The sequence below is a fragment of the Stenotrophomonas sp. 78350_Sma genome, assembly GCF_056482105.1.
In genome coordinates this window covers 3,722,261-3,735,565 of the sequence record NZ_CM151182.1, presented here as the reverse complement: position 1 = coordinate 3,735,565, position 13,305 = coordinate 3,722,261, and the positions used below count along the sequence as shown (strand labels likewise).

10 protein-coding genes are annotated in these 13,305 nt (G+C 68.3%); 8 read left to right on the top strand and 2 right to left on the bottom strand.

What is annotated here, in order from left to right; genetic code table 11:
* The first annotated feature begins 23 nt into the window (after positions 1-23).
* The 8 genes from ACZK4H_RS17290 to tkt all read left to right on the top strand — a co-directional run bounded on the left by ACZK4H_RS17290 (position 24) and on the right by tkt (position 10,571).
* On the top strand, positions 24-1,049 hold the full coding sequence (locus ACZK4H_RS17290) for an AAA family ATPase (RefSeq protein ID WP_099555154.1): 1,026 nt from the start codon (positions 24-26) through the stop codon (positions 1,047-1,049).
* 8 nt (positions 1,050-1,057) lie between these two features.
* On the top strand, positions 1,058-1,987 hold the full coding sequence (locus ACZK4H_RS17285) for a DUF58 domain-containing protein (RefSeq protein WP_099555156.1): 930 nt from the start codon (positions 1,058-1,060) through the stop codon (positions 1,985-1,987).
* A complete protein-coding gene (locus ACZK4H_RS17280) occupies positions 1,984-2,433 on the top strand; it encodes a DUF4381 family protein (RefSeq protein ID WP_049432655.1) in 450 nt (149 codons plus the stop codon). The genes ACZK4H_RS17285 and ACZK4H_RS17280 overlap by 4 nt, the downstream gene beginning before the upstream one ends.
* Positions 2,430-3,434, top strand: a complete 1,005-nt coding sequence (locus ACZK4H_RS17275; RefSeq protein ID WP_099555158.1) for a vWA domain-containing protein — start codon at positions 2,430-2,432, stop codon at positions 3,432-3,434. Before ACZK4H_RS17280 ends, ACZK4H_RS17275 begins: the two co-directional genes overlap by 4 nt.
* The gene (locus ACZK4H_RS17270) at positions 3,431-5,269 is read left to right on the top strand and encodes a VWA domain-containing protein (protein WP_099555160.1); all 1,839 of its coding nucleotides are present in this window, start codon (positions 3,431-3,433) and stop codon (positions 5,267-5,269) included. The genes ACZK4H_RS17275 and ACZK4H_RS17270 overlap by 4 nt, the downstream gene beginning before the upstream one ends.
* Positions 5,266-6,981 (top strand): BatD family protein, encoded by a 1,716-nt coding sequence (locus tag ACZK4H_RS17265; protein ID WP_099555162.1) that lies wholly within the window; start codon positions 5,266-5,268, stop codon positions 6,979-6,981. The genes ACZK4H_RS17270 and ACZK4H_RS17265 overlap by 4 nt, the downstream gene beginning before the upstream one ends.
* A 57-nt stretch (positions 6,982-7,038) precedes the next feature.
* Positions 7,039-8,358, top strand: coding sequence for a dicarboxylate/amino acid:cation symporter (locus tag ACZK4H_RS17260; RefSeq protein WP_099555164.1), 1,320 nt, complete (start codon positions 7,039-7,041; stop codon positions 8,356-8,358).
* Between the two features lie 215 nt (positions 8,359-8,573).
* Positions 8,574-10,571: a transketolase gene (gene tkt / locus ACZK4H_RS17255; protein ID WP_099555166.1), complete on the top strand. Its 1,998-nt coding sequence runs from the start codon at positions 8,574-8,576 to the stop codon at positions 10,569-10,571.
* A 126-nt stretch (positions 10,572-10,697) separates the two neighbouring features.
* Here the strand turns inward: tkt and ACZK4H_RS17250 are convergent, their stop codons facing one another.
* Together ACZK4H_RS17250 and ACZK4H_RS17245 are read right to left on the bottom strand one after the other, a co-directional pair.
* The gene (locus ACZK4H_RS17250; RefSeq protein WP_099555168.1) at positions 10,698-12,650 is read right to left on the bottom strand and encodes an acetyl-CoA hydrolase/transferase C-terminal domain-containing protein; all 1,953 of its coding nucleotides are present in this window, start codon (positions 12,648-12,650) and stop codon (positions 10,698-10,700) included.
* Between the two features lie 33 nt (positions 12,651-12,683).
* Positions 12,684-13,241: a flavin reductase family protein gene (locus ACZK4H_RS17245; protein WP_099555169.1), complete on the bottom strand. Its 558-nt coding sequence runs from the start codon at positions 13,239-13,241 to the stop codon at positions 12,684-12,686.
* Positions 13,242-13,305: the final 64 nt, after the last annotated feature.

The window sequence follows — 13,305 nt, the reverse complement described above, 5'->3', positions numbered from 1 at the left end:
TCCCGCGCCGGTCAAAGGCCCCCATGAACCTGCCACCGCCGATGCCCGAAACCGTCTCGCCGCCGCCCGCGCCGCCCACCTCCCGCCTGCATGGCGCCTTCAACCAGCTGCGCGACGCGCTGTCGGCCGAAATCGTCGGCCAGGCGGCCTTGGTCGAACGCCTGTTGATCGCATTGCTGGCCGACGGGCACCTGCTGGTGGAGGGCGCCCCGGGCCTGGCCAAGACCACGGCCATCCGCGCGCTGGCCTCGCGCCTGGAGGCGGATTTCGCCCGCGTGCAGTTCACCCCCGACCTGCTGCCGGCTGACCTGACCGGTACCGAAATCTGGCGCCCGCAGGAAGGCCGCTTCGAATTCGTACCCGGCCCGATCTTCCATCCGATCCTGCTGGCCGATGAAATCAACCGTGCGCCAGCCAAGGTGCAGTCGGCGCTGCTGGAAGCGATGGGCGAGCGCCAGGTCACCGTTGGCCGCCACACCTACGCTTTGCCGCCGCTGTTCCTGGTGATGGCCACGCAGAACCCGATCGAGCAGGAAGGTACCTTCCCGCTGCCGGAAGCGCAGCTGGACCGTTTCCTGATGCACGTACGCATCGGCTACCCTGACCAGGCGGCCGAATCGGAGATCCTGCGGCTCGCCCGCGAGCGTGCCCGTGGCGCACTGGGCGAGGCGGCACCGGCACCGGAGAAGCTGCCGATGCAGGATGTGTTCGACGCCCGCCGCGAAGTGCTGGACCTGCATATGGCACCGGCATTGGAGCGCTATCTGGTCGAACTTGTGCTGGCCTCGCGTGATCCGTCGCGCTATGACGCCGGCCTCGGGCGCCGCATCGCCTGGGGCGCAAGCCCGCGTGGCTCCATTGCGTTGGAACGCTGCGCACGTGCACGCGCCTGGTTGGCCGGCCGCGACTTCGTTACCCCCGACGATGTGCGTGCGGTCGCCGCCGACGTGCTGCGCCATCGCGTGCTGCCCAGCTACGAAGCCACCGCCGAAGGCTGGGATGGCGAGCGCCTGGTGCAGGAGCTGCTGGCCCGGGTGCCGGCACCCTGAGCCTGCGCATGACCGATCCATCCCTGGAAGCCGCATCCACCGTCAGTGATGGCGACGGACTGCGCCCGCACCTGTCCGAACTGGTGGCCCTGCGCCGGCTGGCACAGCGGCCGCCGCCGCCGCGCCGTGGCCGCGCCGGCAATGCCGGGCAGGCGCCGTCGCCGCTGCGTGGCCGTGGCATGGAGTACGCCGAGTCACGCGAGTACGTGGCCGGTGATGATGCCCGGCATATCGACTGGCGGGTGACCGCGCGGACCGGGCGTGCCCATACCAAGCTTTTCCAGGCCGAACGCGAGCGGGTCAGCCTGATCGTGGCCGATACTTCGCCAGCGCTGTACTTCGGCACCCGCGTCCGATTCAAGTCGGTGCAGGCGGCCCGCGCGGGCGCCGTCGCTGCGTGGTCGGCGCAGCGTCGCGGTGATCGCGTGGGTGCCCTGCGTGGCAGCGACCGCGAAGCGCCGATTGCACCTGCGGGTGGCCCGCGTGGCGTACTGCGCGTGCTCGACGCACTCACCCGCTGGTACGCGCAGCCGCCCGCCGACGATCTCGGCCTGGAACGCGCGCTGGACCATGCCGCCCGCGTGCTGCGCCCCGGGGCGCGCATGCTGGTGCTGGCCGATCCGCAGCAGGCCGCCCGGATTCCCGTCGTGCGCTGGAGCGCGCTGGCCCAGCACCATGACCTCAGCCTGGTGTTGCTGGTCGATCCCCTCGAGCTGCAACCGCCCTCGGCTGCCCTGCAGTTCCAGGCCGCGCAGCAGCGCATTGGCCTTGATCTGCGTCGCAGCGAAGTGCAGTCGCACTGGCACGCGCACTTCGTCGAACCGCTGCAGGAGCTGCGCCGCCAGCTTGGCGCACGCCGCGTTGACGTGCAGGTGTTGTCCACCGATGCGCCCAGCGACGCCTGGTTGGCACCGTCGATGACCGAGGTGCCGGCATGAGCGCCAACCTTCCGCTGCGCGATGTGCAGCTGCCGCCGGCACCATCGTGGTGGCCGCCGGCCCCCGGCTACCTGATGATCGGCGGCGCAGTGCTGCTGGTGATCCTGGCGCTGGCCCTGCTGTGGTGGAAACGCCGCCGCCGTCGCCAACGCTGGTTGCAGGCGTTCGACCAGGAGCTGGCCACCACCACCGATGCCACCGCGGAACTGGCGGTGATCGCCGGCCTGCTGCGTCGCGCTGCGCGTCAGGCACAGCCGGGCAGTGAATCCCTGCGCGACGATGCCTGGTGGCAGCGCGTGGATCCGAAGGGCACGCTGCCCGACGCGCGCCGCAGCCTGTTGGCCGAAGGTGCCTATCGTCCCCGCGTGGACGCCAGCGAAGTGGCGGCCGTGCGCAGCTGGGCCCGCGAGCGCTACCTGGCCATGCTGCTGGAGCGGCGCCGATGAGCCTGCTGGCAAGTTACTGGCCGTGGCCGGACCTGCAGCTGGCGTGGCCGCTGGCCCTGCTGGCGCTGCCGTTGCCGTTGCTGATGCGCTGGTGGAAGCGCCGCGCCGACCCGGGTGCGGCACTGCGCGTGCCGTACGCGGCGAGTGAACTGGAAGCGCTGTCCGGTGGTGGCCGCGTCGACGTGTCGTGGCTGCGCACGCTGCTGCTGTGGCTGGGCTGGTGCGCACTGTGCATTGCGCTCGCGCGCCCGCAACAGCTGGGTGAGGCCATCACGCCGCCGCAGCAGGGGCGGCAGATGATGCTGGCGATGGATGTATCCGGCAGCATGGGCGAGGGCGACATGGTACTGGGTGGGCAGGCAGTGGATCGCCTCACCGCGGCCAAGGCCGTGCTGGCCGATTTCCTGGATCGTCGCGCCGGTGATCGCATCGGCCTGCTGATCTTTGGCGACCGCGCCTATACGCTCACGCCGCTCACTGCGGACCTGGCCAGCGTGCGCGACCAGCTGCGCGACAGCGTGGTCGGCCTGGCCGGTCGCGAGACGGCCATCGGTGATGCCATCGGCCTGGCGGTGAAGCGCCTGCGCAGCCAGCCCGAAGGGCAGCGTGTACTGATCCTGCTCACCGACGGCGTCAGCAATGCCGGCGTGCTCGAACCGCTGCGTGCGGCCGAAGTCGCGCAGGCCGAAGGGGTACGCATCCACACCGTCGCGTTTGGTGGCGATGGCAGCATGCGCTTCCTCGGCATTCCGATTTCCGCTGACCAGGACCCGGTCGACGAGGCCACGTTGAAGAAGATTGCCAGCCTGACTGGTGGCCAGTTCTTCCGCGCACGCGATACCGCGCAGCTGGCCGGCATCTACGCCGAACTGGACCGGCTGGAGCCGATCGCCGCGAAGGGACCGAGCCTGCGCCCGCGCGAGGAACGCTATGCATGGCCGCTGGGCCTGGCGTTGCTGCTGGGCGCATTGGCCTGGGTGTGGCCGGAGCGTCGTCGATGATCGCGTTCGCTTCCCATCTTCCGGACTGGAGCGCGCTGCACTTCCTGCGCCCCGAATGGTTGTGGGCATTGCTGGCGCTGCCGGTGATTCTCGCCGTGGCGCTGTACCGGCAGCGGCGCAGCGATGCATGGCGGCAGGCGGTGGATGCACATCTGTTGCCGCATCTGCTGGCGGCTGGTACGCGCCGTCGCATGCGTCTGCCATTGGCGGTGCTGCTGGGCTGGACGCTCGCATCACTGGCAATGGCCGGACCGAGCTGGCGGCAGCAGGCACAACCGATGTTCCAGCCCAGCGCACCGCTGCTGGTCGTGCTGGATCTGTCCAGCCGCATCACTGCCACCGACCTGCCGCCGTCGCGCCTGCTGCAGGCACGGGCCAAGGTCGGCGAGCTCCTGCGCGCACGCAAGGGCGGGCAGGTCGGTCTGGTGGTGTACGCAGAAGATGCCTACACCGTGGCGCCGCTGACCGATGACGGCAGCAACGTCGCGCTGTATCTGGATGCCTTGTCGCCGGATGTGATGCCGCGTGATGGCCAGCGTGCCGACCGTGGCATCGACTGGGCCACGCGGCTGATGCGGCAGATCGCTGCACCGCAGGGACAGATCCTGCTGGTCACCGATCAAGCTGATGGTGAAGCTGCGTTGGCGGCCGCGCAGGCACGTGGTCTCGGCCTGCAGGTGTCGGTGCTGGGGCTCGGCACATCGGCGGGTGCGGCGTACCGTGACGGCAGTGGGCAGATCCGCAAGGCCGCACTGGATGAGGGCAGCCTGCGTGCCGTTGCCACGGCAGGTGGCGGTCGCTATGCGCGCATTGCCGCCGATGACAGTGACCTGCGTGCGCTGGGCGTGCTCGATGCACGCGAGGGTGCGGCCGCGCAACGGCCGGGTGAAGGCAAGCAATGGCGTGACGAGGGCTTCTGGCTGTTGCCGCCGCTGATGCTGCTGGCGCTGCTTGCCTTCCGCCGCCGCGCAGTGCTGGCAACGGTGCTGGCGGTGGGCCTGTTGCCGTGGATGAGTGATGTGCAGGCGCAGGCACCTGCCGCGCCCGCTTCGCCGCCGCCGCAGGGCACCCTGTGGAAGCGGGGCGACCAGCTGCAGCACCAGCGCCTGGACGACGGCGTGCAGGCCTATCGCAAGGGCGACTTCGCCACTGCGCGCAAGCAGTTCGAGGGCATCGACAGTGATGCCGGTTGGTACAACCTGGCCAACACGCTGGCGCGCCAGGGCAGCTACGATGAGGCCATCGCCGCCTACGACCGCGCGTTGGCGTTGCATCCCGGCATGCCCGATGCGGTGGCCAACCGCGCGGTGGTCGATTCCGCGCGCAAGCGCAGGCAGTCGGGGGGGCAGGGGCAGGACCAGCAGAAGCCGCGGCAGAACGGGCAGCAGAAGCAGCAGAACAATTCACAGGGCCAGCAGAACCCGCAGGGCCAGCAACCGCAGCAGGGCCAGAAGGATCCGGGGCAGGGCCAACCGCAGCAGGGCCAGCAGGGCCAGCCCAGGGCGGGTGACGACAACGCGCAGTCGACGCCTCGGTCCGGCGAGCGCGGCCGCGATGGACAGCAGGCGCCACCACAGGTGGAGGATGCCAAGGCGCAGGCCCAGGCTGATGAGCAGCAGCGCCAGCGCATGCAGCAGGCAATGCAGCAGGCACGCCAGGGCAAGGGCGAACAGGATGGCAAACCGGTGCCAGGTAGCGACGGCACCACTCCGCGCCAACGCGAGGAGCAACAGGCGGTGGAGGCCTGGATGCGGCGCGTGCCGGATGATCCGGGTGCATTGCTGCGGGCCAAGTTCCAGCTGGAAAACGAACGCAGGAAGAGGGAAGGGCGATGATGCGGGCGATCAACATGCACGGGCACTGGCCCCGACAGGTACTGGCGGCGCTGCTGCTGTGGCTGCCGCTGCTGGCCTGGGCGCAGCCGCGCGCGTGGCTGGACCGCGACCGCATCGCGATGGGTGACACGGTCACGCTCAATGTCGAGAGCGACCAGGGCGCCCCTGACTTCACACCGTTGCGCACCGACTTCGACCTCAGCGGGCAGACCAGCAGCCGCCAGGTGGAGTGGAGCAACGGCAGCATGCAGCAGCGCAATCTGTATGGCGTGGCACTCACGCCACGGCGTAGCGGTGCACTGGTGGTGCCGGGCCTGCAGGTGGGCAGCGTCCGTACCGCGCCGCTGACCCTGCAGGTGGATGCCGCCGCCGTGGCCGGCCCCGACAGCAATGCAATGGCCTTCATCGAAACCGTTGTCGATGACGAGACGCCGTACGTGCAGCAGAGCGTAGGCGTGGTGGTGCGGCTGTATTTCGCCTCGCAGCTGGCGTCCGGCGAGCTGGTGCTGGATACACCTGCCGGTGCGTCGCTGCAGCGTGTAGGCGATGACCGAACCGATGTTCGCCAGGTCAACGGCCGCCGTTACAACGTGGTCGAGCGCCGCTTCCTGCTGATCCCGGAGCGCAGCGGCACCCTGCGCCTCGCAGGTGCGCGCTTCAACGGGCGCAGCGCCGGTGGCTTCTTCGATGATTTCTTCGGTGGTGGGGATGGCCGCATGAATGCCACCGGTGCCGATCGCACGCTGCAGGTGCAGGCACAACCGGCACAGGCGCCGCAGCCATGGCTTCCGCTGCAGAGCCTTCTGCTGCGCTACACCAGTGCGCCGACCAGCGCCCGTACCGGTGAGGCCGCCAATGTGGTGGTCGAGGCGATTGCCGAAGGGGCAACCCGCGCACAGTTCACCGACCTGCCGGTGCCGGACCTGGGCACCCATGCGCAGGTATTCGCCGAACCTGCGCAGTACGAAGAATCGTTCAATGGCAGCACGCCGCGGCTGAAGATCACCCGCCGCTATTCGATCGTGCCGCGCCAGCCGGGTTCGCTGGTGGTGCCGGGGCCGCGCCTTCCGTGGTGGGACGTGCGCAATGGCAAGGCAGAGGAAGCGAAGCTGCCGGACCTGACGCTGACGGTTGCGGCGGGCAATGGCGCTGGCAACGGCTCGCCGGCACCGCTGCCGCCAATCGACACCGACGCCGCGCTGCCCGGCAGCGATGGAAAGGACAGCCGCATCGCCGCGACCGATCCGCGCGCCGGTGGCCTGGCCGAACGTCCGTGGCCGTGGATGGGCGCGGCCATCGGCCTGGCGCTGCTGTGGCTGTTGACCCTGTTGTGGGGCTGGCAGCGTGGCCGTCGCCCGCGCGTGGCGGCGCCTGAGGTGGGCAGGGGTGCTGTGCCGACCGTGGCGAGCGGACGTGCCGGTTTGGCCGAACTGCGCCGCACGCTGGATGGCGAAGGGTTCGAGCAGGTGGAGGCGCAGCTGTGCGCGATGGCCGGCGTCGAACGCATCGAGCAGGTCATTGCACGGTTGGATGACCCGGCCCAGCGCCAGGTGCTTCAGGATCTGCAGCAGGCCCGATGGGGCGGCCAGGGTGATCTGGCGCCGCTGCGCACGCGCCTGCGCGAGGTCTTCCGTGACGGACCGCACTGGTCGGCGGCGGCGATCACCGCTGACACTGGCCTGGCGCCGCTGTATCCGCCGCGGCGAACCTGAACCGGCGCCGCTTGCGCGCTTTGTTAGAGTGCATTCATTTTTCGAGGAAACCCGCGTATGACAGCAGCTGCTGCCGACAAGAAGAAGTTGCCCCTGCATTGGAAGATGGGCATCGGCTTTGCGATCGGCCTGGTCCTGGGACTGATCGTGCACGCCCTGGGTGGCAGCGTCGATGGTCTGCAGGCCGGTGCCAAGTGGGTAATGGACTACGTCACCACCCCGGCGTCGGGCCTGTTCCTCAATCTGATCTTCATGCTGATCGTGCCGCTGATCTTCTCGGCGCTGATCATGGGCGTGTCGGAAATGGGCGACATCCGCGCCCTCGGCCGCATCGGCTGGAAGACCTTGGCATATACCGTGCTGCTGTCCGGCATTGCCGTGGGCATCGGCCTGGTGCTGGTCAACCTGCTCAAGCCGGGCGCCGGCGTGGATCCGCAGGTCGCCGCGATGATGCTGTCGGAGAACGCCGAGCGCAGCAAGGAAATCGTTGCTGGCATCCACGGCACGCCGAAGGGCATGGACATGCTGCTGTCGATCGTGCCGAGCAACGTGCTGCAGGCCGCGTCTGACAATGGCGCGATCCTGTCGCTGATGTTCTTCGCGCTGATGTTCGGCATCGGCATGGTGCTGACCGACAACGAGAAGGTGGCCCCGCTGCGCCGCGCCATCGAGGGCGTGTTCGAAATCTCGATGACCCTGATCAACCTGGTCATCCGCCTGGCCCCGTATGCGGTGGCCTGCTTCATGTTCAACCTGGCGGCACTGTTCGGCTTCGAGCTGATCATCCGCCTGGGTGCCTACGTAGGCGTGGTGGTGCTGGCACTGGGCCTGCACATGGTCGTGACCTACGGTACCGCCGTGTGGCTGTCCGGCCGTTCGCCGCTGTCGTTCTTCCGCGATACCCAGGAAGCGACGGTGATGGCGTTCTCCACCGCCTCCAGCAACGCCACCCTGCCGACCGCGCTGCGCGTGGCCGACCAGATGGGCCTGCCGCAGCGGGTGTCGCGCTTCGTGCTGACCGTGGGCGCCACCGCCAACCAGAACGGCACCGCGCTGTTCGAGGGCGTGACGGTGATCTTCCTGGCCCAGTTCTTCGGCGTGGACCTGAGCATCGGCCAGCAGATCATGGTGATGGCGGTCTGCATCCTCGGTGGCATCGGTACCGCCGGCGTGCCGTCGGGCTCGCTGCCGGTGGTGGCGATGATCTGTGCGATGGTCGGCGTGAACCCGCTGGGCATCGGCCTGATCCTGGGCGTGAACCACTTCCTGGACATGTGCCGTACCGCGCTGAACGTGACCGGCGACCTGGCCCTGACCACCCTGGTGGCCAAGGGCGAGTCCCACGACGGCCCGGCGCTGACCCCGCACCAGGACTGAGTCCAACGCCACCGCTGGCGACCTGATCGGGGTCGGATTCCTTTCCGCAGGGAAAGGGCTCCGACCCCGTTTCACATGCGGAATCCGGCGGAGATCACGACGCTGCCGGCCAGCGGCCGGCACGAGCGGGCACGATGTACCGACCCCCGGCCCGGCGACTATGGGACAATAGGCCGCCCGCACGTCCGCGGCCGCCTCCCGATTCCGACAGAACCATGACGCAGCCTACCCGTCGCCAGTTGGCCAACGCCATCCGCTTCCTTGCCGCCGATGCGGTTGAAACCGCAAAGTCCGGCCACCCCGGCATGCCCATGGGCATGGCCGACATTGCCGAAGTCCTCTGGAACGACTATCTCCGCCATAACCCGAGCAATCCGCACTGGTTCAACCGCGACCGTTTCGTGCTGTCCAACGGCCACGGTTCGATGCTGCAGTACGCGCTGCTGCACCTGAGCGGTTACGACCTGCCGATCGAGCAGCTGAAGCTGTTCCGCCAGCTGGGCAGCCACACCGCTGGCCACCCGGAACGCCACGAGACTCCGGGCGTGGAAACCACCACCGGCCCGCTGGGCCAGGGTTTCGCCAATGCCGTGGGCTTCGCCCTGGCCGAGAAGCTGCTGGCACAGCGCTTCAACCGCCCGGAACTGGAAGTGGTCGATCACCGCACCTGGGTGTTCATGGGTGATGGCTGCCTGATGGAAGGCGTCTCGCATGAAGCGGCGTCGCTGGCCGGCACCTGGGGCCTGCACAAGCTGGTCTGCTTCTGGGACAACAACCACATCTCCATCGACGGCAACGTCGAGGGCTGGTTCACCGACAACACCCCGGAGCGTTTCGAGGCCTATGGCTGGAACGTGGTCCGTGACGTCGATGGCCACGACCCGGAAAGCATCAAGGCCGGCATCGAGGCCGCGCTGTCGCAGAGCGACAAGCCGACCCTGATCTGCTGTCGCACCACCATTGGTTTTGGTTCGCCGAACAAGGCGGGCAAGGAATCCAGCCACGGTGCCCCGCTGGGCAAGGACGAACTGGAAGCCACCCGCAAGCAGCTGGGCTGGGAATACGGTCCGTTCGAGATCCCGCAGGCGATCTACGACGGCTGGCGCGCCAATGGCGCCGGCACGCTGCGCCAGGCCGAGTGGGAACAGCTGTTCGACAAGTACGCCAGCCAGTACCCGGGCGAAGCCGCCGAACTGACCCGTCGCTCGCACGGCGAACTGCCGGCCGACTTCGTTGCCAAGGCCGATGCCTACATCGCCCAGGTGGCCGCTGAAGGCCCGACGATTGCCTCGCGCAAGGCCTCGCAGCTGGCCATCGAAGCCTACGCCCCGCTGCTGCCGGAAATCGTCGGTGGCTCGGCCGACCTGGCGCACTCCAACCTGACCCTGTGGAAGGGCAGCAAGTCGGTCGCCAGCGACGACGCCAACGCCAACTATGTGTATTACGGCGTGCGCGAGTTCGGCATGACCGCGATCGCCAATGGCCTGGCCCTGCACGGTGGCTTCATTCCGTTCGATGCCACCTTCCTGGTGTTCAGCGATTACGCCCGCAACGGCGTGCGCATGAGCGCGCTGATCCCGGCCCACGCCATCCACGTCTATACCCACGACTCGATCGGCCTGGGCGAAGACGGTCCGACCCACCAGCCGGTGGAGCACCTGGCCTCGCTGCGCTACATCCCGAACAACGACGTGTGGCGCCCGTGCGACGCCGTTGAATCGGCAGTGAGCTGGAAGGCCGCGATCACCCGCCAGGACGGCCCGAGCTGCCTGGTGTTCAGCCGCCAGAACCTGCCGCACCAGCCGCGCGACGCCGAGCAGATCGCCCAGATCGAGCGTGGCGGTTACGTGCTGGCCGATGCTGCCGGTACCCCGGACGTGATCCTGATCGCCACCGGTTCGGAAGTCTCGCTGGCTACCGAAGCCAAGGCCCAGCTGGATGCGGCCGGCCTCAAGACCCGCGTGGTCTCGATGCCGTCCACCGACGTCTTCCTGCGCCAGGATGCGGCCTACCGTGAGTCGGTGCTGCCGAACGCTGTGCGCAAGCGCGTGGCCGTGGAAGCCGGCGTCACCGGTTTCTGGCGCCAGTTCGTCGGCCTGGACGGTGCAGTGATCGGTATCGACACCTTCGGCGCCTCGGCCCCGGCCGACCAGCTGTACAAGCACTTCGGCATCACCACCGCCCACGTGGTGGAAGCTGCCAAGGCGCTGTAAGCCGCTTCGCGACGTAACGAAGGGGAGGCCGGCGCACGCCGGCCTTTTCTTTGCCGCAAGAAAAAGGGGACGGAGGGGATTAAGTCGTTTGTGCACAAACGACTTAATCCCCTCCGTCCCCTTTTCTCAGGCGGTGCGGGCCAGCGCCAGGCGCAGCAGTCGCGCGTCCAGGCGCTCGGCGAAATCCTTCGGCGCCTGCAGGCCCATGCGCTGCAGGTACACCGCATCGCCGTCGCCGGCCGGCTGGCGCAGCGCGGCCCAGACCGTGCTCAGCTTGTCGCTACGGGTCTGCGTGTTGGCCTTCAGCCAACCCAGCGCCTTCACCAGCACCTGTTCGATCTCGTTGAAGTCGCTGCCCAGCGGATAGTCGGGCAGGCTGCCATCGGCACGGAACGGTGCCAGTGCGGCGGCCAATGCCTGCGGGGTGTTCCGCTGCAGGCGCTGCGGGTCGGGCTGGGACGCCGCCAGCAGCTTGCGCGAGGCCTGTGCCTGCTGCAGCAGGCCGCCCTGGAACGGAGCCTCGGTGATTGCGGTCATCGCATGCACGCAGTCCTCGTCGGTCAGCCCACGCAGATCGGCGATGCCGTACTCGTTGAGGTAGATGTCGCGCAGGTGGCGCGGGATGGTGGTGTGGCCATAGTTCCAGCGTACGTTGGATTCGCGCTGGCCCTTGTCGTCGCGGGCGGCGCGGAACATCAACACGCTGCGCGCTTCCGGCAGGGCATGTGCCATCGCCACGAAGTTGTACTGGCCGCCCACACCGGACACCACGCGTCCGTCGTCCAGCGCATCCGAGACTGCCGCGCCCAGCGCGGTGGCCATCATGCAGGAGTTGAAGAAGCGCGCGTGCCGGCGCTGCAGGCGTTCCAGCGTCTCGTTGCCGCCGTACAGCTGGTTGATCTCGCTGATGCGGCGCATGCCGATCGCACGGCATTCGTCTTCCGGCAGCGTGCGCAGCCATTCGTAGAATTCCGGCGAACCCAGGTAGAACGCGCCGTGCAGGTACTCGCCTTCGGCAGCCAGCGTGGCGTGGTCGATGGACAGCGTGCTGCCGTTCTCGATGCGCTGCATCAGCGCCAGGTCGTCATGCACCTTGCGCTTGATCACTCCGGTCTGCACCAGCCGGCGGAAGCCTTCGTTGAGCATCTCGCTGCAGCCGTACAGGCCCACCTCGAACGGATCCACGCCACCGATTTCCTGCACCAGCGGATGGCTGGCCAGCTGCGGATCCAGCGCATGCAGCACGCGGCGGTAGCGTGCGTTGTCGGTGTGGCGCAGCACCAGCGCATGGCTGAGTGCATCGGCCAGCGTACCGATGCCGATCTGCAGGGTGCCGCCGTCGCGCACCAGCGTGCTGGCATACAGGCCGATGGCGTAGTCGGCATCGCCGACCGGCTGCCGCGGCAGCCCGAACAGCGCCGGATACGGCGGCGGCGGGGTGATCACCAGATCGAAGAACGACACATCGACCGTGGCCGAGCCCCCCATGTAAGGCAGCTGCGGATCGATCTCGGCGATCAGCAACGGGCGCGGCAGGCCGCGAGCGGTCATCGCATCCAGCGTGTCCTGGGTGATGTCGTTGTTGCACGACAGCGACAGCCGGCGATCATTCGGCCGCATCGCCACCTTCTGCACGATCACCTGCGGCGCGCGCTGCGCGACCGCATCGGCGGCGTGGGTGTAGTTCAGGCTGGTATAGCTGGATTGCGCCTGCCGCGAACCGAGCAGGGCGCCGGACTGCATGTAGAACTCTTCCACCTGCACATGTGCAGGCAGCGCGTCGCGCGCGATCGCATCGGCATAGGCCAGGCGCGGGAAATCATCGCCGAAGTGGCGCTGCGCGAACGGCGCCATGAAGCGCGCTTCCAGGCCGTTGCCGCGCGCCTTCGGCGGGTTCAGCGACAGCGCGGTATACAGCTGCAGCGGTCGCGACGGATCGTGCTCGACGCGTGCATAGAGGGCATTGAGCAGCCGATGCGGCTTGCCCAGTGCCAGCGGTGCCCCGATCCGCAGCGGCCCGTCCACGCGCGCAAACAACCAGTCGACGGCGGCGTCCAGGTCGGTGAGGTGTTCGGTCATGCGCGGCGGTCCTGCGTGTGGGGAGTGCTGGCATTACAGCATGTCGGGCTTGAACCGCCGTCGACGCGAGACTTCGGCGCCGGACACCATGAACTGTCCATCGCCCCGGTAATGCACCGTGCGCGGCAGCTTCGGTCGTGGCGCCACGTGTGCGCGCACGATTTCCCAGATGAACAGGCTGTTCGACGCCACCTGGCTGTCGTCGTACAAGCGGCATTCGAAGCACGAATGGCATTGCCCCACCAGCGGCGCGCCGACCTCGCGTGCGGGCAGCGCGTCGAGCCCGAACCGGGCGAACTTGTCGACCTCGCGACCGCTGCAGTTGCCGATGTCCACGACCGTATCGAGCAGCGCCACGCCGGGTACGTTGATCACGCACTCGCCACTGCCGACGGCCAGTGCATGGCTGTGGTTCTCGTTCCACAGGTAGGTGGCGACCAGTGAAGGCGAAAAGCCCATCACCATGTGCCAGCCCATCGTCATCAGGTTGCGCTGGCCACGCCAGGCGGTGCTGACCAGCACGATCGGACCGGGTTCGAGGAAGCGGCGGGCCTGCTCGATCGGGAAATCCTTCTTGGGCAGCGCTTTCATCCGGGGCCTGGGGCGGGAGGAATCGATGCTGGCGCAGCCGGGATGAACCTGGAGTCGAGGGGCT

Bases quoted from the DNA above. Each gene is read 5' to 3' on its own strand.
- tkt (WP_099555166.1), top strand. From the start codon at position 8,574: ATGACGCAGCCTACCCGTCGCCAGTTGGCCAACGCCATCCGCTTCCTT.
- ACZK4H_RS17290 (WP_099555154.1), top strand. From the start codon at position 24: ATGAACCTGCCACCGCCGATGCCCGAAACCGTCTCGCCGCCGCCCGCG.
- ACZK4H_RS17260 (WP_099555164.1), top strand. From the start codon at position 7,039: ATGACAGCAGCTGCTGCCGACAAGAAGAAGTTGCCCCTGCATTGGAAG.
- ACZK4H_RS17280 (WP_049432655.1), top strand. From the start codon at position 1,984: ATGAGCGCCAACCTTCCGCTGCGCGATGTGCAGCTGCCGCCGGCACCA.
- ACZK4H_RS17265 (WP_099555162.1), top strand. From the start codon at position 5,266: ATGATGCGGGCGATCAACATGCACGGGCACTGGCCCCGACAGGTACTG.
- ACZK4H_RS17275 (WP_099555158.1), top strand. From the start codon at position 2,430: ATGAGCCTGCTGGCAAGTTACTGGCCGTGGCCGGACCTGCAGCTGGCG.
- ACZK4H_RS17270 (WP_099555160.1), top strand. From the start codon at position 3,431: ATGATCGCGTTCGCTTCCCATCTTCCGGACTGGAGCGCGCTGCACTTC.
- ACZK4H_RS17250 (WP_099555168.1), bottom strand. From the start codon at position 12,650: ATGACCGAACACCTCACCGACCTGGACGCCGCCGTCGACTGGTTGTTT.
- ACZK4H_RS17245 (WP_099555169.1), bottom strand. From the start codon at position 13,241: ATGAAAGCGCTGCCCAAGAAGGATTTCCCGATCGAGCAGGCCCGCCGC.
- ACZK4H_RS17285 (WP_099555156.1), top strand. From the start codon at position 1,058: ATGACCGATCCATCCCTGGAAGCCGCATCCACCGTCAGTGATGGCGAC.